The following is a 20,318-nucleotide window of genomic DNA, read 5'->3' as shown; positions in this document are numbered from 1 at the left end:
AGAAAATATTACCACAAATTACCATTTTTTACCACTTTTATTGAAATAGTTATCAACAATTTAAAATTTAGTATCAGATAGTTATGTTTTTTCTAACGCAAACCCCATGTATAAAATGAGAAATAATGTTTATATAGACCTTGTTTTGATAAGTGATTAATATGGATTGTTAAAGTTTTTCATATAAACCACGAAATAAAAAATATAATTAATTAAATTTGTCGACTTAATATCGAGTAAATGTTTTTTAGCTTAAAGAAAAAAGATAAGTTCTCTTACATAGAAGAAGGAGAGGGACAACCAATTGTTTTGCTTCATGGATTAATGGGTGAACTTAGCAATTTCAGCTCACTTACAAATTATTATGCACAAAGAGGATATAAGGTTTTCGCACCAGAATTGCCATTATATTCTTTATCTGTCATCAATACTAATATCAAAAATATTGCAAAACATGTTGCAAATTTTATTGAAGAAGTCGTTAAAGAACCAGCTATTTTAGTTGGAAATTCTTTAGGAGGACATATTGGTTTGATGGTTTGTCACAGACATCCGGAATATGTAAAAGCACTTTGTTTAACAGGAAGTTCTGGTTTGTACGAAAAATCTTTTGGAGAAACTTACCCAAAACGTGGTAATTACGAATATGTAGAACGTAAAACGCGTGAAGTTTTTTACGATCCTGCTATCGCGACAAAAGAAATTGTAGATGATGTTTTTGACACTGTAAATGACAGAAATAAAGCTATCAAAACTTTATATATCGCAAGAGACGCAATCAAATCTAACATGAAAGATGATTTAAAAGACATCAAAATGCCTGTTTGTTTGATTTGGGGAAAACAAGATAATGTAACTCCACCAGAAGTTGCAATAGAATTTGAAGAAGAATTACCAGACGCTTCTTTATTTTGGATTGATAAATGCGGGCACGCTCCAATGATGGAACACCCTGAATTATTCAACGAAATTTTATACAAATGGCTAATCGAAAAACAATTAGATCCAGCCACTAAAGCATAATTATGATTAAAAAAGCTGAATTCGTAAAAAGTTCGCAAAAATATACAGATTGTCCAGATCCTTTCAAACCAGAATACGCATTTATTGGGCGTTCTAATGTTGGAAAATCGTCATTAATCAATATGTTAGCAGATAAAAAAGCATTAGCTAAAACTTCTGCAACTCCAGGTAAAACTCAATTGATTAATACATTCGAAATGGATGACACATGGTATTTAGCCGATTTACCAGGTTATGGTTTTGCTAAAGCACCAAAAGGTGTTCGTGGTGGTTTCAATAAAATGATTTATGATTACATTGAGTTTCGCAAAAACTTAGTGAATGTTTTTTTATTGATTGATTCTCGACACACGCCTCAAAAAATAGATTTACAGTTTATGGAATGGTTAGGAAACAAACAAATTCCGTTTGCGATTGTGTTTACAAAATTAGATAAACTAACGAGCACACAAATGCAAAAAAACTTGAATCACTACAAAAACGAGTTATTAAAAACTTGGGAAGAATTACCTAAAATATTTACAAGTTCGGCTTCGAGTAAAATTGGTAAATTAGAAATCTTAGGCTACATTGATAGTTTGAATGAACATCTTGTAGACGAGTTTAAGAAAGAACAATACAAAAAAGAATATTAAAAAAGTCGGAACGTTGTTCCGACTTTTTTATTTATTCTCCTAATTCAGCAGATTTTGTTTTCAAATCATTCAAACAAGGTTCAATCACTTTCATTAATCGTTCTTGTAATTCTGGCGATGGATTTTTCATTTGCATCATTTCCGAGTATGTAAACTCATCCAACATTTTATCCGTCGAACAATCACAATATTTTGTAATTAATTCTTTTTTTGCCGCAGATATCCCTGGTGTTATTGCAGCTTGTTCACAAGCCGTCATTGCTTGTGCTTTTTCCTCTGCATTATTCTTATCGCCTTTAGCATTACAGCTAAAAATTGTTAATCCAAAGATTAATCCTAAAATAATTTTCTTCATAGGTAATAGATTTTAGTCTTGTTAAGATAATGATTATTAATTATTTCACAAAATCATTCACAGCTTCAACATAACCTGGCAAACCTTTTCCTGAAATAATTTTTAGACAACTTTCACCTGTTACACTATTTTTTCTAAAATCTTCGCGCGCATAAATATCCGAAATATGAACTTCTATTACTTTCGTCGTAATCGCTTTTATCGCATCTGCAATCGCATACGAATAATGCGTATACGCACCAGCATTCAAGATAATTCCGTCATATTTAAAACCAATTTCGTGCAATTTATCAATAATATCTCCTTCGTGATTTGATTGAAAATAATGCAACGAAACTTCTGGAAATTGCTTTCTCAATTCATGTTCAAAAAAATCTTCAAAAGTTTGTGTTCCATAAATTTCTGGTTCGCGAACCCCAAGTAAATTTAAATTAGGTCCGTTTATAATTTGTATTTGTTTCATTTTCTTTATTTTATAAATATAAATCTCTTTTTCAAATAGAAAAAGTTTAATTCTTTCTATTTTTTAATCAATTTTTTACTTTTTATTAAGTTTTGGCACAAACCTTGTATGTATACATTTACCAATCTATTATCATATAAAACCAATCTAAACCAAAAAATCAACCAAACCTTAAAATCTCAGTTAACAAATGATTAACTGGGATTTTTAATTTTAGTACCCATACTTACCTTTCCACTTTTGATTAAGTGATTGTTTATCTACTTGCTCACGTTTATTATTTCCTGGTTCATAAAATGTCATTCCAGAAATTTCATCAGGCAGAAATTCTTGTTCAGCAAAATTACCTGGAAAATCGTGCGAATATTTATACTCTTTTCCATAATCCAAATCTTTCATCAACTTAGTTGGTGCGTTTCGTAAATGCAACGGAACAGGTAAATCCCCTGTTTGTTTCACAACTTGTTGCGCTTTACCAATCGCTAAATAAGTCGCATTACTTTTTGGAGAATTCGCCAAATAAACCGCACATTGACTCAATAATATTCGAGATTCTGGATAACCAATCACCGAAACAGCTTGAAATGTATTATTCGCCAAAATCATTGCAGTTGGATTTGCATTTCCTACATCTTCGGAAGCTGAAATCAACATTCGTCGCGCAATAAATTTCAAATCTTCACCACCTTCAATCATTCGAGCTAACCAATAAACCGCTCCATTCGGATCTGAACCACGAATCGATTTGATAAAAGCCGAAATAATATCATAATGCTGTTCACCCGTTTTATCGTAACGTGCTAAATTTTGCTGAATACGTTCATGTACAATTTCATCGTTGATGATGATTTTATCTGTTGGAGAAAAACTATTGATCACCAATTCCAAACCATTCAACAATTTTCTTGCATCACCGCCCGAATATCTTAATAATGCATTTTTTTCAACTAATTCAATATTTAATTTAGATAAAACTGTATCTTTTTTTATAGCTCGTTCGATTAAATCAACTAAATCTTCTTTTTCGAGATGTTTCAACACATAAACTTGCGCACGTGAAAGCAAAGCTGGCACAACTTCGAAACTTGGATTTTCGGTTGTTGCTCCAATCAACGTCACCAAACCAGTTTCTACCGCTCCCAACAAACTATCTTGTTGTGATTTATTGAAACGATGAATTTCATCTATAAATAAAATAGGATTTTTTGTTCCCGAAAACAAATTTTGATTCTTTGCTTTTTCAATTACTTCACGTACTTCTTTCACACCAGAATTTATGGCGCTCAACGTATAAAAAGGTCGATCAGTTAATTCGGAAATCAATTGTGCAAGTGTCGTTTTTCCTGTTCCTGGCGGTCCCCAAAAAATCATCGAAGCAATCATATCATGTTGCAACATCATTTTTATTGGTCCGTTTTCGCCCACCAAATGCTTTTGATTAATGTATTCTTCAAGCGTTTTTGGACGCATTCTTTCAGCTAAAGGAGCATTCATAAAATCTTGTTTAGATTTCAAAGTTAGGGAATGTTTTGTCAAAATGAATGATTTTTTAGACGACATGTTTTGGCATTTAGATTTATTTTCTTTGTGTTAGAATAAAAATTAAAATGATGAAGAAAGCGTTAGAATGTGCTTTAATTTTAACAAGAAAGCACCAACTTTTGGGTGATAAAATTGCTTTATCAACTGATTATTTGAAAAAGATTGAACTAAAAGATAAACAATCAGAAATCAATAAACAAATGATTGAGTTTTTGGTCGAATTGCAAGAATTTGTCGAATTTATCAGAGTTAATCAAGAACTTAGATTGATGTATGTTGAATTGGTAAATTATTATTTCACGCAAATTCATCATCAAATTAATTTTTATGAAATTGAATTGGATCGTTTAGAATTTGAATCAAAATTCTCTATCAATATGATTAATCAATTTAATCAAAACGAAAAAAATAATGAAATAAATTCGGTTCAAGAAAAACTAAATTTATATTACACGATTATTAATTCGTAGAAAAACGTTTTCGGCATAATTTTTTATTGTAAATTCGACTTAATATTTAGAATTTGAAATGAAAAAATTAACTATGTTTTTTAGCTTAATGATTTTGTCATTAAGTTTTGCATTTGGTCAACAAACAGAAAAACCAAAAATTTATAGCGAAGAAGCAAATCCGAAAGTAGATATTGCGAATGCGGTGCAAAAAGCTTCTGCTGAAAAGAAACACGTTTTATTGCAAATTGGTGGAAATTGGTGCGCTTGGTGTATTATGTTTGATAAATTGACGAAAGAAAATCAAGAAGTAAAAGATTATATCGCGAATAATTATGAAGTGGTTCATGTAAATTATTCTCCAAAAAATAAAAACGAAGAAACGTTAGCTGCATTGAAACATCCAGAGCGTTTTGGGTTTCCTGTTTTTGTGATTTTAGATGAGAAAGGAAATTTAATTCATACACAAAATTCGGCTTATCTTGAAAGCAAAGAAGTGAAAGGACACGATCCGAAAGTTGTGTTAGAATTTTTACAAAACTGGTCTTACAAAGCATTAGATCCAGCGAGTTATACTAAAAAATAATCTGCGTTAAGCACGTATCGTATAGAGAATCAATCTGCAAAAGCATAAACTTTTTAGATTGATTCTTTTTTATTTCGGTTATTGATTAACTTTGCGAGATGAACAAAATTTTGGTTACACCATTTATTCTGTTGGTAAGATTTTATCAATTAGCAATTTCTCCTTGGTTGGGAAGCAATTGTAGATTTCAACCAACTTGCTCTTCTTACATGATAGAGGCGTTAAAAGAACATGGTTTGCTGAAAGGTTTGTGGCTCGGAACAAAAAGAATTGGTCGCTGTCATCCTTGGGGAGGACATGGATACGACCCTGTACCTAAAAAGAAAAATTAATGATTAACTTAATTTCGTTTATCGATTGGGATCCAAAACCTTATTTATTTGAAATAGCAGGATTCAAAGTACATATTTACAGTTTATGTTGGATAGTTGCCTTTGTCGTAGGCTGGTATTTGATGTCGAACATTTTCAAGAAAGAAAATCAGAAAAAAGAATTACTTGATCCGTTGTTTTTGTACACATTTATTGGCGCAATTGTAGGTGCAAGACTTGGAGAATATATTTTTTATGATCCAGCAGCGTTTATCGAACGACCAATCGAAGTTTTCTTACCTGTACAACATTCACCAGGACAAAGTGCTTTCTTTGGTTTATTACAAGATTACGAATTTGTAGGATTTAGTGGACTTGCAAGTCACGGAGCAGCATTAGGTGTCATTTTAACTTCCTATTTATTTAGTAGAAAATATTTGCATCGTAATGTATTGTGGTTATTAGACCGTATTGCTGTTGTTGTTCCTTTTGGTGGAGCTGCGGTTCGAATTGGAAACTTTTACAACTCAGAAATTGTAGGAAAAGCATCAGAATTACCTTGGGCAGTAAAATTTCATCAACAAAGTTTGGGATATGGAGAAGTAATTCCTCGCCATCCAGCTCAAATTTATGAAGCGATAGGGTATGTTATCTTAGGAATTATCATGCTTTATTTGTACAACAAAACAGATAAGAGAAAATATTTAGGAGCCTTGTTAGGCGTATTCTTATTTTTATTATTTTTAATACGATTTGTTGTTGAGTTCTATAAAGAAAATCAAGGAGAAGAAGCAGTTGCTCAAATGTTGAATATAGGATTAAACAATGGTCAAATCTTAAGTATTCCTTTTATGTTAATCGGTTTATACTTATTTATCTCTTCTAAAAATAGATTAGATACCAATCAACCTTAGAATTATTATAAACTTAGAAATAAATTTAAACTTATGGGATTTTTTAAAGAATTTAAAGAGTTTGCTGTAAAAGGCAACGTAGTAGATTTAGCTGTCGGTGTTGTTATCGGAGGTGCATTTGGTAAAATTGTTACTTCTTTAGTTGAAGATATCATTACACCAGCACTTTTAAATCCAGCTTTGAAAGCCATTCATGCTGAAAATTTAGCAGCCTTAGTAATTCCAGGAACAGCCATTAAATATGGTAGCTTTTTAGCTGCTGCTATTTCTTTTACTGTTGTTGCATTTGCTTTATTCGTAATGATTAAAGGAATTAACAAGTTGAAAAAAGAAGCTCCTGCTGAAGAAGCTGCTCCTGCTGGACCAACACAAGAAGAATTATTGGCTGAAATTCGTGATTTGTTGAAAAACAAATAATTCGTTTTTCGAACAATTAATAAAACAAAAAAGGATCGCAATTGCGATCCTTTTTTTTTCGATTATTTTCAAACTACTAAGAAGCTGATTGCATTTGCATTTCTTCTCCACCTCCCATTTCTTCTCCATTTGAACGTTGTTGTTTACCACTTTGCTCTTTCTCGTTTGTATTTTTGAAACGATACGTAAATGAAAGGTTAATAGAGCGTTTCATCCAACGCATACTTTGATAGTTTTCTGATTCTTCGTAGAAAGTTGTTTGCTCTCTTTTACGAGAATTGAATACATCACGAATATTTAATGTTAATGAAGCTCTCTTTTTCAATAAATCTTTTGATAAAGATAAATCCATTGATAAGTTATCTTCTGTTTTTTGTTGAGCAGTTTTCATTCCTCCCATATAATTACCTGCGATTTGTAATTTTAAATCAGCTGGTAAAATAAAGTTTGATGATAAACGTCCACGAGAACTAAATCCATCTCCTTTGAAACTTTGTGTAAATTCTTTCGACTCTGTAACTCCTGTATCTGGATTTAAATAATCTGAAATTGTTGCTGAGTAAGAACCTGTTCTATTGTATCCAAATAAGTTGACATTAAACATTAAATTCCACCATTTGAAAGGACGGTAAGTAGCAGTTAAATCTAAACCATAACGGTCTTCATTTCCTGCATTAACTGGCATTGTTTCGAATGCTTGATTATATGGTTTTAAAGGATTTCCTGACTCTATATAATTATATGTTTGGAAATCATTAATCACATCAGTTGTTCTTTGGTAAAATAAACTTGGTGTCACCATCAATTTACCAACTGTTGCGATATACGATAATTCGAATGAATTAGTATATGTTGGATTAAGATCTGGATTACCACGACGAACATCTAATGCATTTACACTAGAAAAATATGGCATTAACATGAATCCCATTGGACGACGAACACGACGAGAGTAGCTTAATTGCATCTCATTTTTATCTGTCAATTTATAATTCAATGTTAATGTTGGGAATAAATCTGTATATTTTTTTGAAATTGTAGTTCCTTCTGAATGATTTGCAATTTCCATATCAGAACTTTCTACACGTAAACCTGCAAAGTATTGGAATTTTTCTCCAATTGCATTTCCATATTGCACGTATCCAGCATATACATTTTGTTGATTATCTATATCAGCTAAGAAAGCTTTATTTGGAGTTTCTGTTCCGTCCGTATTAATTGTATTATTTCCACTATTTGTTTTTGTATCGCTTAAATCAACACGAGCACCTAATTCAAATTTTCCTTTTTCTCCAATTGGACGAACATAATCTGCTGTAAAAACTGCAGAATTTTGAGTTTCTAAACTATATGTTCTTTCATTTCCTGTCAATACATCACTTGCATTTAAATTACGAATAATTCCATTTTCGTCTTCTTTTTGGTACGAGTAACGTCCTGTAAAAGTAAACTCATGTCCTTTTGTATCAAAAGCGTGTTTGTAGTTAAAATCCGCATCAAAACTTTTTTTTAACTCTTTTTCATTTTCGATACGAGCAGTTTTATTTGTTTGATTCCATAATGCATCATAATAATAGTATCTAACATCATTAATATTATTTCCATTATTGTAACGATATCCTGCAGAAGCTCCTAATGTATTTTTATCATCTAAATAATATTCACCTCCTAAACGTGCATTATAGTTTCTACGAATTCTATTGTTGTTCGTATCTGTTTTTCTATAATCAGAAATAATTCCATTCGGATAGTTTGTTGTCAAAGCATTGCCTTCTCCTTCTCTATCCATATAACGTGTACCTAAAGTAGTATAGATGTTATATTTTTTTGTTTTGTAGTTCAAGTTGACGTTTCCTCCAACCATTTTAGGAATACCTCCATTCAACGTTACAGAACCATTAAAACCTGTATTTGTTCCCTTTTTAAGGATGATATTAATAATTCCCGCAGAACCAGAAGCTTCATAACGTGCAGAAGGATTTGTCACCAATTCGATACGCTCAACATTTTCGGCTGGAATATTTTTTAACGCTTCTGCTACATCAGAAACACCTAACATTCCCGAAGGTTTTCCATCAATCAAAAACTTTACATTATCATTCCCTCTTAATGAAACGTTTCCTTGTGCATCTACAGAAACCGATGGTACATTTGCTAAAGCATCCGACAATGTTTGACCTTGCGACATTGGATCATTCGCCATATCATACACTTTCTTGTCCAATTCTACTTTATAAATAGGCTTTTCCGCTGTTACAACTGCAGCGCCCAATGAAACTGTTTGCGTCGTTTTTACAGTAAAAGTACCTAAATCTAAAGCTGATTCTAAATTAATCTGTTTTTCTATTACATCGTATCCCAATGGCTCAATCACAAGAACATATTGCCCAGCCTTTGCTTCTACTGTAAATTCTCCTTTTGCATCCGTTGCCGCTTCTGCCACAACTCCATCTTCCGAGCTTTCAAGCGATATTGTAGTGTATTCTACAGGTTTGTTTTCACTTGATAAGACTTTCCCTTTAATTTTTAAAAGCTCTTGCGCATTCAATCCTGCACAAACACAAATAAAAATCAAAGCAAATAAACTTCTTAACCTCATTTGTTTAATTTTTCGTTTTGTAGTTTTATAATTTTACAACTTGTTTGACAATCCTTTTTGGAAAAGGTTTAATCGATTTCAAAAATAATTTTAAAAAATATTGGTCGATTATTCATCTCAAATGTTACATCTTTTAAAAGATTTCATCATAACCGAAAAATTTTAACATTTATTGTTTTAAACCTTTTTAATTTTTTAAAGTCTTAAGAATAAATAAAACAAAAAAAGTTGATAATTATGAGAACAGCATTTTATAAATATGTAGGATTAGGATTAATTGCTTTCACTTTAACAACTGCTTCAGCGCAAGACAGAAATGAAGGATCGAGAGAGCAGAAATTACAACAATTAAAAAAAGATTTGAACTTGACAGATGCGCAAGTCATTAAAATCAAACAAATTGAGGATAGCTACAAAGACGAAAAACTGGAATTGAAAAAGAAAATGAAAGAAGTTCGTCAAAAAGAATTTAATGAAATCAATAATGTTTTTACGCCAGAACAAAAAGCAACATTGAAAGAATTGCACGCCAAAAAACATCAAAATAAAAAAGGAGCTAATTAATAGCTCCTTTTTTATTTAAACAATTATCACAACTTAATACGTTTATCTTTTTTACAAAGCAACTAGGCAATCGTCACAACACCTGAGTTACAAAAACCTTTTACATACATTCTACTGCCACTATGTTGCCTTCATCTTGCCTTGATGTTGGGAGTATCCTGCTACTGTCCCGTCCTAATGACCCGTCCTAAAATAACTATACATGTTTTTAAATAAATCCTGTTATAGTTATACACCAATTGATCTTAATCCTAAATTTACTATACAAGGGAGTTTTGATTATTAAAACTTCTATTATAATTTTTCCATCTTTTCTTTTTAATCGTCTTTGTTCAAATTGAATTTCAATTGTTCTATATATTCATAAGGACGTAACGAAGTCACTTGAAAAAAAAACATCAGAAAAGTGACGTACAGAGGAAAAGCCTCCTAACTCAGCTAAGTCTTTTACAGAATATTTATGGTATGTACTATTTATTTGGTTGATAAATGAAGTAGAGGAGATGCTTGCTTCTCAAATCTACAAAAATCAAATCAATGTTTCTTGTTTTTAATGTATGCTATAATAAGTTATAATGTTTTTTTAATTAATGATTCCCGCTTCGCGGTAATTTTCGCGAGTCCTTAACCACAAAGTATCTGCTGTTGCTTTGCTTAAATCAGCAAACCATCACCGTTTAATCATTTGTTGTAGTAAAAATCAAAACATTTGTATAAAATATTTTAACCATGACTTTTTGTATAAAAAACAACTAAACTAGCATCACAACACCTGAACTACAAAAATCTTTTATATACATTCTACTGCCACTATGTTGCCTTTATCTATTCAAGTATACACTCAAACACTCTTAGTATATGTTGTTTACATTTAGTGAGTGTTCGTAATCAACCTCACCTTATGGGTGTACAATCACCCTCAAAAATTATAATTTATGCTATAATAAGCTCAATTCCTGCTTTCTCTGCTTTGTATTTTATTTTAGTCATCAGTTCATAATAACTCCAATTCCTCAGTACAAATTCTTCTTCTTTAGCTAGCTCGATTTTTTCTTCTTGATCCAATAAAATAAGTGTTCCTGCTTTATATTTGATACAAAAATCAATTAACATTTTACTATAGACATGTAGTCTATGATGCACATAATTTTTTTCTACTTGACTCATTTTATCTAGGGCTTTTAGTTTTCTCGTTCTTCCTTTTCCCGATTTCGCATAGGCTACTCCTGCTTGCGTTCGTTGACGGGATGCTTGTATCGCTAACCTTCGGTAAAGAAACTCTTCTTTAGTACCAATAGTAAGCCGAGATTTACCTACTTTTACAACCAATGGATATTCCAACGACAAGGAAGCTTCTGCAATAATTTCGGATTGTAATTGATGGTTTTCTTTTTCAACTTCAACGGCTACTAACCAAAATATTTTACTTTTTTCTAACTTTATTTGTGAAGTGCAAAGTTTTATTTCTCCACTTATCACTTGTTCCAGTAGTTTTTTATTACCTGTAAAATCTTTTCCTAAATAAGTTTTGAATGGTATTTTAAATAAGATAAAACAAAAATTTTTCTTCTCTTCATTATAACATAATTTAGTTATTTTACTGCTATTAAAAGGAAATGCCATAGCTCGTTTAAAATTTTTTAATGAGATTTCACCTTTCCAATATTTGACACAATCTTTTTTAAAAGATTGATACAACATATTATTCAAACAAGATAAAATATTCATTGGAACTTCTCCTTTAAAACGATTTGAAAGTACACGATAAATGGTATTCATTCTAGAGCACTCTAGTATACCCTCTGCATCTTTCTTCTCGTCCATTAATTTATATTTAACTCCTTCAGAGAGGTAAAAAAAATCTTTCATCATTTCTTGTACATACAAATGAGAAACAATCAAATTAGCGGCTTTAAAACATCTATTTTGCCATTTATAAAGCGTATCCAAAACTTCTTTACGTTCTTCTTGAGTTGGTAAATCGATAATTAATTGTATTTTTCGAGTGAGTATTAAAGTAGATTTTTCCATCATCAATAGTTTAGTGATTGAACTTTGTTTTGTTGAGTGAATTTATAGGCGACTATAAATTCGTTGTGTACTTCTTTTTGAGACAGTTCTAATTCTTCAGCGATATTGGCAAAAGATTGTTTATGCTTACATCGAAGTTTTAATATCAACGATTGTGTTTCGGATATTTTATCTTGTTTCTCTTCAGTAGAGACTGTTTTGGTTTTAATAATTAACTTATCATGATGACTTAAAATCTTCTTAAGATCCGCTATAGCATGTTTAATTTCGTTACTGGTTTCTGTTATTCCTCTTCCCATTGCTTTAGCAATCGCTTTATATTTAAATCCATGTTTTAAACAAAGTTCTATCAAATGTTTTCTTTCAGTACTTAATAGAGGTAATACTTTTATAATTTCATCAAAATAGTGCTGTTGTGTTTCTTGTTCATTCAGGTTTTCTATTACATCAGCGGGATCATATCCAGCCAAATAACTTTGATAATTCTCATAACTCTCTAGCGAGTTTACTGTTGCAAAAAACTTATTCTTCGGTTTACGATAATGTAAATAGCAACTGTACTTCATTACAAGCCTCAAAAAGAAAAAGATATGATCAAGGGACTCAATCTTCTCACGATATTCCCATAATTTCAGAAAAGCATCTTGTACCAAACATTCTACTACAAACTCATCCTCAATTATTTGTTTACCAAACCAAAAGATTCGTTTATTGTACCTGACATAAATACGTTCGAAGGCAGCAGAATTACCTTTTTTTAATAATTCAAATTCTTTTTCTAGCATAATAAAGGTGGTTTTATTTATGTTTTACGTGATACGTATTACGTTCTACGTTTTTACATTGTTTTTAAATTCAACATTCGTTTTAAAAGCCACTCCTTTTCCAGTACATCGCGCCAACTTTGTTTTTGGGGAAAGGTTTTTTTTGTTTTTTCTTTATTTTAAATATTTTCTTTACTTTCATTTTTTTGAGCATCCAAAAAAACGAAACAAAAAAAGATGCCGACAGTAGTCTCTCAATGGTTCAACTAAATAAATTATTTCCATAAAGTTGATAACTCACTTCGTTCAAACACCTCAACTTTTTTATTCCAATAATTTAGAGTTGAATTGCATTTCGATCCTAAATCGTCGGATTTTAACTCTTTTTTCAATACTCAAATTCGTTGTCACTTTCAAGAACGAATTCCAAAACCGTCATTGCTGAAAAGTCAAGTGTCAATTCGGCGTAAAGAGCGTTAAAAATGATTTATGTTCGCATTTCATATGCGAATGTTCTAAAGCATTTAGCGAGTAGCCGTTATTGACCGACTTGTAAGCACAGACTTGACTTTTTTGGTTCGTTTTTGTGTCAAGACTTCCCCGTAGGGCATATGAATTCATTAAAAAACAATAATAACTCATGAGTAAAAATGAACGTAATAAAATAATGAACTACTAATTATCTTCTTATTCTCGTAATTATGTTCAGAACCTCATTCTTAACCTCAAATACTTACTACATTATACTTTTTACATACTACAATTCCCACATCTAATCTGTACTTTTTACTTAATACATACTACATCTTAACAATCCCTTCCGATACACGAACCACGAACAAACCATACGGAACGCATATACAATGGATACAGAATGGATACAGCGCGGATACACAACCGATACAGAAAAGTGTCATTTTCGATATACAACGATACAGGATTTTAACTCTTTTTAACACTTAATTTATCTAACCACAATGTTTTTTATCAAGTTTTACGTTGTACGCTTAACGTTTTACGTGTTTTTTCTAATTAAAATTCTAATTCGATTTTGACAACGAATTTTGTCATTATGAAACTAGGCATAAACCCACAAATTCCCCTTGGACAGTTTTAAAAATTACATTAATAAATGAAATAAAAATTAACACTACTTTTATGAAGATCATTCACTCTCTTATAAGTTGTCTTCGGGGAATAAAATGTGAGTCTTTATTGTTTAATAATTTTGTTCACTATTTCTCCTTCCTACTAGTAGTATATCCACCAATGAGGTTCGAATTTCTTTTACCATGTCAGTCATGGTTTTTATTTGTGCATATAAAGGTATAGCACAAAATAGTCCCAGTAGCATAACATAAGATTGCCTACTGAATTTGAAGTAAAATTTTCTCATAATTTTACATAGTTTTTTAATTTAACATTAGTTTTAAAAGCCACTCCTTTTCCTGTACATCGCGCCAACTTTGTTTTTGGGAAAGAGGTTTTTGTTTTTTATTTCAAATTTGTTCTTTCTTTTCATTTTTTTGCTCATCCAAAAAAACGAAACAAAAAAAGATGCCGACAGTAGTCTCGCAATGATTCAACAAACTAAATTATTTCCATAAAGTTGGCAACTCGCTCCACTCGGACACTCCAACTTTTTTATTCCAATAATTTGAGTTGAATTGCATTTCGATTCTAAATCGTCGGATTTTTTTCATCCTTTTTCAATACTCAAATCCACTTTTAACAACATTTGAAATTAAAAGGAGGAGCCATAGCATGGCTTAGGTATTCCTTTTCTTTAATGTCACTTTTTACTTGACTAAAAAGTAACCAAAAAGTCAAGGCCGTAAACCTCTCTACTAAAAATGTCTTCACTCCACTAAAGATTTTACAAACCCTACGGGCTAAAATCTTTTTAACGCTCCATTTAACCATTTTCTTAACGTGAGAGTTTTAATGCCATTTTTTATCCTTTTCAATACTCAAATCCACTTTTAACAACGAATTTTAGAGTTGGCATACGGTTTGCAGACGAGCTTCAATTCATTGAAATAAGCGTAAAAAGGATTAGTGAGCGTATGCGAATCATTTAATCTTTTTAGTGCGTAAAATGGTAATTGAACGTCGAAAATCGCAGTCTTGATTTTTTTTGTTCGTTTTTGTGTCAAGACAAAAATGAACATATAATTATTAATCAACTTGTAACAATTTTTACCTAAGCTCCACTGGAGCTTCTCCTTTTAATTTCAAATTCTTAATCTCAAATGTTTTTTCATCAAGGTTCCTCGTAGGGCATATGAATTCATTTGAAATAATAATAACTCATGAATAAAAAATGAACAAATAATCATTTTCTTATTATCGTAATTATGTTCAGAACCTCATCTCGTTGTCATTCTGAACTTATCTCAAAACCTCATCCTTAATCTGAATACATACTACTTTTTACATTTTACTTAATACTTTGTACATCATAAATACTTCACATTATAATTCTAAAATCTCAATACTAATAGCTAACATCTACTATTAAAATCGAATAACCATCTGTGCATTTCTATTATAAGAAACACATATTTTTAGAGAGAGTATTTTACTTGATTTGTAGAGGAATTAAACCAAGTATATTGTATGAAGTCCAATGCTATTGTTATGGAAGAAACGACCAAAACAAAAAAGGCATGGAGCTCATCTTAAAGCATCAGAGGTACTGCCATACCATAACCACAATAAGAGAGCCCACGCCTAGGTCGTGAGCAAATTTACTTATTTTCTTATGGTTTCAAAAAATTGGCAGTTTTCTAATGCAAGAAAAAAGTATTTCTACTTTAATTTTTTATCTATCTGATAACAAATATAATAAAAAAATCAATACAACACATATATGTGTTGAAATAATTTAAAATACTTTCCAAATTTTACTTAATGGCTAAAAATAACATTGAGTATTTAAAAATACAAGTTGGTAGAATTATCTTATTAAATAGATTACAAGCGAGGTTATCTCAATTTGAACTAGGTCTTAAAATAGATTTATCTGCAAATCAAGTAGGTAGAATAGAAAGAGCTGAGAGTAATCCTACACTTGAAACTCTTGTAAAAATTTGTAATTATTTTGATATTGATATCAATAATTTATTTGTTAAACTAAACAAATTAGAAGAACAATCTATAATAGCTGAAATAAAATCTTTAAAGAAATAAATTAACCAACATTAATAAAAGCACTAAGATGTTTCTTCAAACTTTTATTAATTTAATTTCACCAATGGTCTAATATTTTTATAATTTTTGTTGTAAAGGATTATTAATAACTTTTTACACAACAAGGCATACCTCTTATTTTGTCGTCTATATTTTATAATAACAAAATAGCCTATTTCTTCGGGGTTTGTTCGAGTGTCCTTCGACAATGGTTCTAGAAAAAGGTTGTTTTGTCGAACAACAGTCGAACAACGGTCGAAGGATTATCGAAGAAGATACATCAAAAAATATATTTTAGTTGGTCTGTTATTTTTTGCGTTAAACAATATAACTTTATAAAATAACAAAAGACAAACCATAGTTTGCCTTTTGCTTTATTGTAATTTAGAATTTTTCTTTATGATAGTAAATTGTTACTTTTAAAAAATTCCTCTACATCTGATTTAAATTTATCTTTATCAAAATCTTTTATTTTTTTTGGTAATTTATCCAAATGAGAGAATGAATCTAAAATTTTTCTAGCTAAAAGTTTACTACTTTCTTCTTCTGTACCATTCACAAATTCATCATATAGTTCATAATCAAATTTAATGTCATAACTATATTGTTTTATTGTTTCTAATGGTAGACCAGTTAATCTGCTTTTAGTTAACCTATAATCTATATACTTTGGTTTTCTTTCTTTATACCATTCCTCATAACCAGGTTTTGTCTTTATAGCTACAAAACCTATAAGAAAAGTTTCTACATCTTCTCCGTAACTTCTATTTTTGAGAAACCCTGCTAAAGATTGAGATATAAAATCTATAGATTTTTTTTTCTCATAAGATTTATTATCTGATTCTAAAATTATATCAAACTCCATAATTATCTAAATATTTTGTTTCCTGGAGGAAGTTGTCCATTTTGAAAATAATAACCATAAATTTTAGCCTTCTCCATCATTTTTATTTGTCTTTGTGTTCCACTAAATTCATTCTTTTGCTCAACACCTATAGCCCCTAATTCTTTTCCTGAATAGCGTCCTGAAGGATTAGTCGTTTCTCCATATTTCCAAACATCTCCAGCATTTAGGTTCATTGTTCCTGATGCACAAGTGAAACAAGGATATGTACCATCTGTTTTTGCTCTTAACGAATACTGTACACCACTTGGTCCTTCTGGCTTATCATTTATTCTGCTTAATTCATATGAAAGTTTTTCTGTTAAAGCTACACTAGCTGCTCCTATAACTACAGCAGGAATTAAAGCATCATCCGCAATACCTACTCCTGTAACATCATCCGCTACTAACACGCCTGTTATTGCTAATCCTGCTTGTACTGCATCCCCAGATTTATCAACAGGTTTAATTGCACTATCAGCCATATCTCCAAATAGTCCAATTTCTCCATTAGACTGAAAGAAACCATGTTCTCCTAATTTTACACTATTCCCACTTGAAGCTGTGTATGAAGTTCCATTTGAAAAATGTTTAGCTCCTTTTCCATAAAAAGCTGTAGCATCGCTTTGAGATGTAACCCTACTGTCATACAACATTCTTCCTCTAGTAAGAATCCAATCTTTTGCTTCCATTCCATCGGGATCAATAAAGAATACAGGATTGTTAAAAGCGTAGTTGTAAGGAGAGTGGCGTCTCATTTTCTCCGCCAGCGGGTCAATGTTAAACCAACGTCCTATAGCAGGGTCGTAATTACGTGCTCCGTAGTCATATAAGTTTAGGTTTAATTCATCTTGTAGTTCTTTGCCATTGTATTTGTACTTATAGTTAGTATTCGCAAGATTGGTATTGTTGTATCCACTATGTTTTAATCCAAATGGATAATAGTTGTTTTCCTCCAATACTTTTAACGAGCCATTTAATTCTTTCTGATAGCTCAATCTCACATTACCCAAATGATCGGTGTAATTGTAAACATAATTAAATGCTGTACCGTCTGTTACATTTACATAGCCTTCTGCTGTTGGGAAAAACTGTAATACATTATTTTGGTACTGAAAACCACCTAAATAATCGGTTGTGGTTACTGTAGCTCCATCTGTTACAACCTTTCTTAGCTTAACTCCACTTGCATCATACGTGTAATTAATCTTTTTAGATGCATTCCAAAGAACTTCCGTAGGTAAATTTAAGAAATTATACGTAATTGCTGTTATTTCTTTGTTTAAATCTTTGGTAAGATTTCCGTTAAGATCATATTTGTAATCATTTTTAGGATCATCAACTACTGTTCCGCTGTATTTATTCTTATCAGCAAAACCATCTTCTGTTCGGCTATCCGAAACATTGAAAAGTTTATTCGAATTAGCTTGATAATCGTATGTTAAATCATCGATTGTAAATAGATTATTGTTCAACAAGTTTCCATTACGAATAAAACCTTTTATATTCCCATTATAATCGTAGCCTTTTACGTATTCATTATAAGCACCAACATTGGTAGAACCTCCTATAAAGCCAGTTTGTATTATAGCAAAATCTGCTGTTAATAATCTATTTAATCCATCATAATCAAATCGATAAGTTTTATATGAATCTTGTTCATTGGTTTTCCAAGAAACTCCAGATATATTTCCATTGAAATGAGAACCGTAGTTGATATTAAATGAAAATAATTTTGGTCTAATAGCTTGTTCTACATCGTTTATATCTGTTAACCAACCTCTAATATTATACTTATAATCTACCGTTTGTAATGGATTAGAAGCAACCGTGTTTCCAACTTTCTTACTCGTCAACTGATTGATTTCGTTGTACGAATTTTGAACAATGTATTCTATTGCACCATTATTAATTTGGTGTGTTTGATACTTTAATAATTCATTCTCATAATATTCAAAACCTTCATTGATTGTTATTTCCGCTCCTATATCTGTTGGTTTGTGCTTGGTAACTGTATGCTTAACCTTTCCTCTAAAATCTAAAATAGATGCGGTTGTTTGATAACCTCCTAAATAATTATCCAAATGAGACGCTATAGGGCGAATATATTCCGAATCATAATATGTATACGCTTTGTTCCACGTTGCAGTACCTAATACATTGGTATAACTTGCAACAGCTAAACCTTTTGTTTTTGTGTCATCAACCCCAACAACTTTTTGATTATCTATAGATGAAGGTGTAACACCTAAATTTTGATAATGATCGTAATAATTAACAGATTGAACGGTTAAGCTTCCGTTAGGAAATTGCGCATTGGTATAATAAATATTCTGTCCATTATTTGGAAATACAGATGGTACTCTTTCTTCGTTATTAGGGGTTCTTTTATTGTTCAGCGCGGTTTGCATTGAACCTCGTGTAGCTGAATTCTTAAAGAAACCTGTATAAACAATTCGTCCAAATTTATCGTATTTAAAGAAAGTCCATCCTTTTTCAACTGCCGTTCGTTGATTGATATCTTGTTGTAAGGTTAAACGATCTTGGTTATCATACACCATAAATTCACGTCCTTTTCCAGGAAGTTGTTTTTCGACTAACCTGTTCTTTTCATCATAAAAATATTGATAACCTAATTCGGCAAGATTATTTCTGTAAGAATTGATATTTCCATAATCGGTATTTATTAATTGTGGTGGAAGAACAAAAGTTAAATTACCATAAATATCGTACACATAATATGTATCATGATTACCAGACGAATTTAAAGGGGCTACTGTTTTTGATTCGATGTGAATTCTTTTCAGAACAACTCTCCCTTCTTTGTCTTTAAATTCCTCAATAGGTTGACCATTCTCATCTGTTGTAATCGTTTTATATAAAGCTCCTCCTGAATATGTTATAGAATTACTTAACGTTAAAGTTGGATTGGTAGTAGGATCTGCTACGCCAAAATTAAAAACTTCTCCATCTGAATTTGTTGCATATTGAAATCCTATCTCATGACCTGCTCCTTTCATCCAGTCTCTTCCTGGAGCAGCCTGAAATAACACTCGGTTTAAAGGTGAATTCTCAAATGTTTTTTCTGAATAAGGAATATAGTCTCCTGTCGTTTCTAAATAAAAAGTATCTCCTGTTGCTCCAGTATTTAGTTGATTACTTGCTCCAGAAATAGGAAAAGGCAAATATTCTTTGGCTTGACGCCCAAAACCATCATATTCAAATGGTGTTACAATCGTATTACCTGTAGGTGAAGCACCTACTTGCAAGGCTTGTTTTTCACGTCCTAGACCATCAAAATAAACAACAGTTTCTTTCTTTTCAGAACAATCGGCTTTTAAACATTCGACTGTTTTAATGTAATTCTCCGTAGAGGTTTGTGCATATACACTACCACTTCCTAAAGTCAGAAGCGTACCGTATATAAAATTTTTATAAAAGTGTTTCATCTCGCTATAGCTTAAGGTTGTTTGTAGTTGTACTCAAAGGTTTTTAATACTTCTTGTTTATCATTTACGATAGATTGCAAACGGTTAGCTGCATCATAGTTGTAATATTCTGTTTGTCCGTTTGGATATCCTAACGAAAGT

General features: G+C 31.2%; 17 protein-coding genes. 9 read left to right on the top strand and 8 right to left on the bottom strand.

What is annotated here, in order from left to right; genetic code table 11:
- Window positions 1–240: 240 nt before the first annotated feature.
- Together B4E95_RS08820 and yihA are read left to right on the top strand one after the other, a co-directional pair.
- Window positions 241–1,023 (top strand): alpha/beta fold hydrolase, encoded by a 783-nt coding sequence (locus tag B4E95_RS08820; protein WP_038332809.1) that lies wholly within the window; start codon window positions 241–243, stop codon window positions 1,021–1,023.
- Window positions 1,024–1,025: 2 nt separating this feature from the next.
- Window positions 1,026–1,658, top strand: a complete 633-nt coding sequence (yihA, locus tag B4E95_RS08815) for a ribosome biogenesis GTP-binding protein YihA/YsxC (RefSeq protein WP_084106860.1) — start codon at window positions 1,026–1,028, stop codon at window positions 1,656–1,658.
- Between the two features lie 31 nt (window positions 1,659–1,689).
- On the opposite strand, the gene B4E95_RS08810 is transcribed toward yihA, so the two are convergent.
- The 3 genes from B4E95_RS08810 to B4E95_RS08800 all read right to left on the bottom strand — a co-directional run bounded on the left by B4E95_RS08810 (window position 1,690) and on the right by B4E95_RS08800 (window position 3,970).
- Entirely contained in the window at window positions 1,690–2,013 is a 324-nt protein-coding gene (locus B4E95_RS08810) for a hypothetical protein (RefSeq protein ID WP_291091194.1), read from the bottom strand.
- 40 nt (window positions 2,014–2,053) lie between these two features.
- Entirely contained in the window at window positions 2,054–2,476 is a 423-nt protein-coding gene (locus B4E95_RS08805; protein WP_125349650.1) for a type II 3-dehydroquinate dehydratase, read from the bottom strand.
- A gap of 213 nt (window positions 2,477–2,689) precedes the next feature.
- Window positions 2,690–3,970, bottom strand: a complete 1,281-nt coding sequence (locus B4E95_RS08800) for a replication-associated recombination protein A (protein ID WP_291091192.1) — start codon at window positions 3,968–3,970, stop codon at window positions 2,690–2,692.
- 116 nt (window positions 3,971–4,086) lie between these two features.
- On the opposite strand from B4E95_RS08800, the gene B4E95_RS08795 reads away from it, so the two are divergent.
- The 5 genes from B4E95_RS08795 to mscL all read left to right on the top strand — a co-directional run bounded on the left by B4E95_RS08795 (window position 4,087) and on the right by mscL (window position 6,695).
- Window positions 4,087–4,488, top strand: a complete 402-nt coding sequence (locus tag B4E95_RS08795) for a hypothetical protein (protein ID WP_125349651.1) — start codon at window positions 4,087–4,089, stop codon at window positions 4,486–4,488.
- Between the two features lie 73 nt (window positions 4,489–4,561).
- Window positions 4,562–5,053, top strand: a complete 492-nt coding sequence (locus B4E95_RS08790) for a thioredoxin family protein (RefSeq protein ID WP_291091190.1) — start codon at window positions 4,562–4,564, stop codon at window positions 5,051–5,053.
- 98 nt (window positions 5,054–5,151) lie between these two features.
- Window positions 5,152–5,385, top strand: a complete 234-nt coding sequence (yidD, locus tag B4E95_RS08785; RefSeq protein WP_291047157.1) for a membrane protein insertion efficiency factor YidD — start codon at window positions 5,152–5,154, stop codon at window positions 5,383–5,385.
- A complete protein-coding gene (lgt, locus tag B4E95_RS08780) occupies window positions 5,385–6,278 on the top strand; it encodes a prolipoprotein diacylglyceryl transferase (RefSeq protein ID WP_291047158.1) in 894 nt (297 codons plus the stop codon). Before yidD ends, lgt begins: the two co-directional genes overlap by 1 nt.
- Window positions 6,279–6,311: 33 nt before the next feature.
- On the top strand, window positions 6,312–6,695 hold the full coding sequence (gene mscL, locus B4E95_RS08775; protein ID WP_038332787.1) for a large conductance mechanosensitive channel protein MscL: 384 nt from the start codon (window positions 6,312–6,314) through the stop codon (window positions 6,693–6,695).
- Window positions 6,696–6,771: 76 nt separating this feature from the next.
- Here mscL and B4E95_RS08770 read toward each other — a convergent pair whose 3' ends face one another.
- A complete protein-coding gene (locus B4E95_RS08770; RefSeq protein ID WP_291047160.1) occupies window positions 6,772–9,294 on the bottom strand; it encodes an outer membrane beta-barrel family protein in 2,523 nt (840 codons plus the stop codon).
- Between the two features lie 237 nt (window positions 9,295–9,531).
- On the opposite strand from B4E95_RS08770, the gene B4E95_RS08765 reads away from it, so the two are divergent.
- Window positions 9,532–9,858 (top strand): hypothetical protein, encoded by a 327-nt coding sequence (locus B4E95_RS08765; RefSeq protein WP_115001771.1) that lies wholly within the window; start codon window positions 9,532–9,534, stop codon window positions 9,856–9,858.
- Between the two features lie 933 nt (window positions 9,859–10,791).
- Here B4E95_RS08765 and B4E95_RS08760 read toward each other — a convergent pair.
- Both B4E95_RS08760 and B4E95_RS08755 read right to left on the bottom strand, forming a co-directional pair.
- Window positions 10,792–11,889 carry a hypothetical protein gene (locus tag B4E95_RS08760; RefSeq protein ID WP_115002130.1) on the bottom strand — a complete coding sequence of 366 codons (1,098 nt, stop codon included), beginning with the start codon at window positions 11,887–11,889 and terminating at the stop codon, window positions 10,792–10,794.
- 2 nt (window positions 11,890–11,891) lie between these two features.
- On the bottom strand, window positions 11,892–12,674 hold the full coding sequence (locus B4E95_RS08755) for an RNA polymerase sigma factor (RefSeq protein WP_291052808.1): 783 nt from the start codon (window positions 12,672–12,674) through the stop codon (window positions 11,892–11,894).
- 2,892 nt (window positions 12,675–15,566) lie between these two features.
- Between B4E95_RS08755 and B4E95_RS08750 the strand changes: the two genes are divergently transcribed.
- Window positions 15,567–15,845 (top strand): helix-turn-helix domain-containing protein, encoded by a 279-nt coding sequence (locus B4E95_RS08750; protein ID WP_135834087.1) that lies wholly within the window; start codon window positions 15,567–15,569, stop codon window positions 15,843–15,845.
- A gap of 397 nt (window positions 15,846–16,242) precedes the next feature.
- Here B4E95_RS08750 and B4E95_RS08745 read toward each other — a convergent pair whose 3' ends face one another.
- Complete coding sequence (locus B4E95_RS08745) at window positions 16,243–16,710, bottom strand: hypothetical protein (protein ID WP_221855368.1); 468 nt, start codon at window positions 16,708–16,710, stop codon at window positions 16,243–16,245.
- A 2-nt stretch (window positions 16,711–16,712) separates the two neighbouring features.
- Window positions 16,713–20,177: a DUF6443 domain-containing protein gene (locus tag B4E95_RS08740; protein WP_221855371.1), complete on the bottom strand. Its 3,465-nt coding sequence runs from the start codon at window positions 20,175–20,177 to the stop codon at window positions 16,713–16,715.
- Between the last annotated feature and the right edge of the window lie 141 nt (window positions 20,178–20,318).

The sequence above is a fragment of the Empedobacter sp. UBA7494 genome (assembly GCF_002478465.1).
Classification (GTDB): Bacteria; Bacteroidota; Bacteroidia; order Flavobacteriales; family Weeksellaceae; genus Empedobacter; species Empedobacter falsenii_B.
The sequence above is the reverse complement of the archived record's forward strand: the minus strand, read 5'-3'. Positions and strand labels throughout refer to the sequence as shown.

Coding starts and splice junctions, on each gene's coding strand:
- mscL (WP_038332787.1), top strand. CDS start 6,312: ATGGGATTTTTTAAAGAATTTAAAGAGTTTGCTGTAAAAGGCAACGTA.
- B4E95_RS08740 (WP_221855371.1), bottom strand. CDS start 20,177: ATGAAACACTTTTATAAAAATTTTATATACGGTACGCTTCTGACTTTA.
- B4E95_RS08820 (WP_038332809.1), top strand. CDS start 241: ATGTTTTTTAGCTTAAAGAAAAAAGATAAGTTCTCTTACATAGAAGAA.
- yidD (WP_291047157.1), top strand. CDS start 5,152: ATGAACAAAATTTTGGTTACACCATTTATTCTGTTGGTAAGATTTTAT.
- B4E95_RS08805 (WP_125349650.1), bottom strand. CDS start 2,476: ATGAAACAAATACAAATTATAAACGGACCTAATTTAAATTTACTTGGG.
- yihA (WP_084106860.1), top strand. CDS start 1,026: ATGATTAAAAAAGCTGAATTCGTAAAAAGTTCGCAAAAATATACAGAT.
- B4E95_RS08765 (WP_115001771.1), top strand. CDS start 9,532: ATGAGAACAGCATTTTATAAATATGTAGGATTAGGATTAATTGCTTTC.
- B4E95_RS08755 (WP_291052808.1), bottom strand. CDS start 12,674: ATGCTAGAAAAAGAATTTGAATTATTAAAAAAAGGTAATTCTGCTGCC.
- B4E95_RS08760 (WP_115002130.1), bottom strand. CDS start 11,889: ATGGAAAAATCTACTTTAATACTCACTCGAAAAATACAATTAATTATC.
- B4E95_RS08810 (WP_291091194.1), bottom strand. CDS start 2,013: ATGAAGAAAATTATTTTAGGATTAATCTTTGGATTAACAATTTTTAGC.
- B4E95_RS08790 (WP_291091190.1), top strand. CDS start 4,562: ATGTTTTTTAGCTTAATGATTTTGTCATTAAGTTTTGCATTTGGTCAA.
- B4E95_RS08795 (WP_125349651.1), top strand. CDS start 4,087: ATGAAGAAAGCGTTAGAATGTGCTTTAATTTTAACAAGAAAGCACCAA.
- B4E95_RS08745 (WP_221855368.1), bottom strand. CDS start 16,710: ATGGAGTTTGATATAATTTTAGAATCAGATAATAAATCTTATGAGAAA.
- lgt (WP_291047158.1), top strand. CDS start 5,385: ATGATTAACTTAATTTCGTTTATCGATTGGGATCCAAAACCTTATTTA.
- B4E95_RS08770 (WP_291047160.1), bottom strand. CDS start 9,294: ATGAGGTTAAGAAGTTTATTTGCTTTGATTTTTATTTGTGTTTGTGCA.
- B4E95_RS08800 (WP_291091192.1), bottom strand. CDS start 3,970: ATGAATGCTCCTTTAGCTGAAAGAATGCGTCCAAAAACGCTTGAAGAA.
- B4E95_RS08750 (WP_135834087.1), top strand. CDS start 15,567: ATGGCTAAAAATAACATTGAGTATTTAAAAATACAAGTTGGTAGAATT.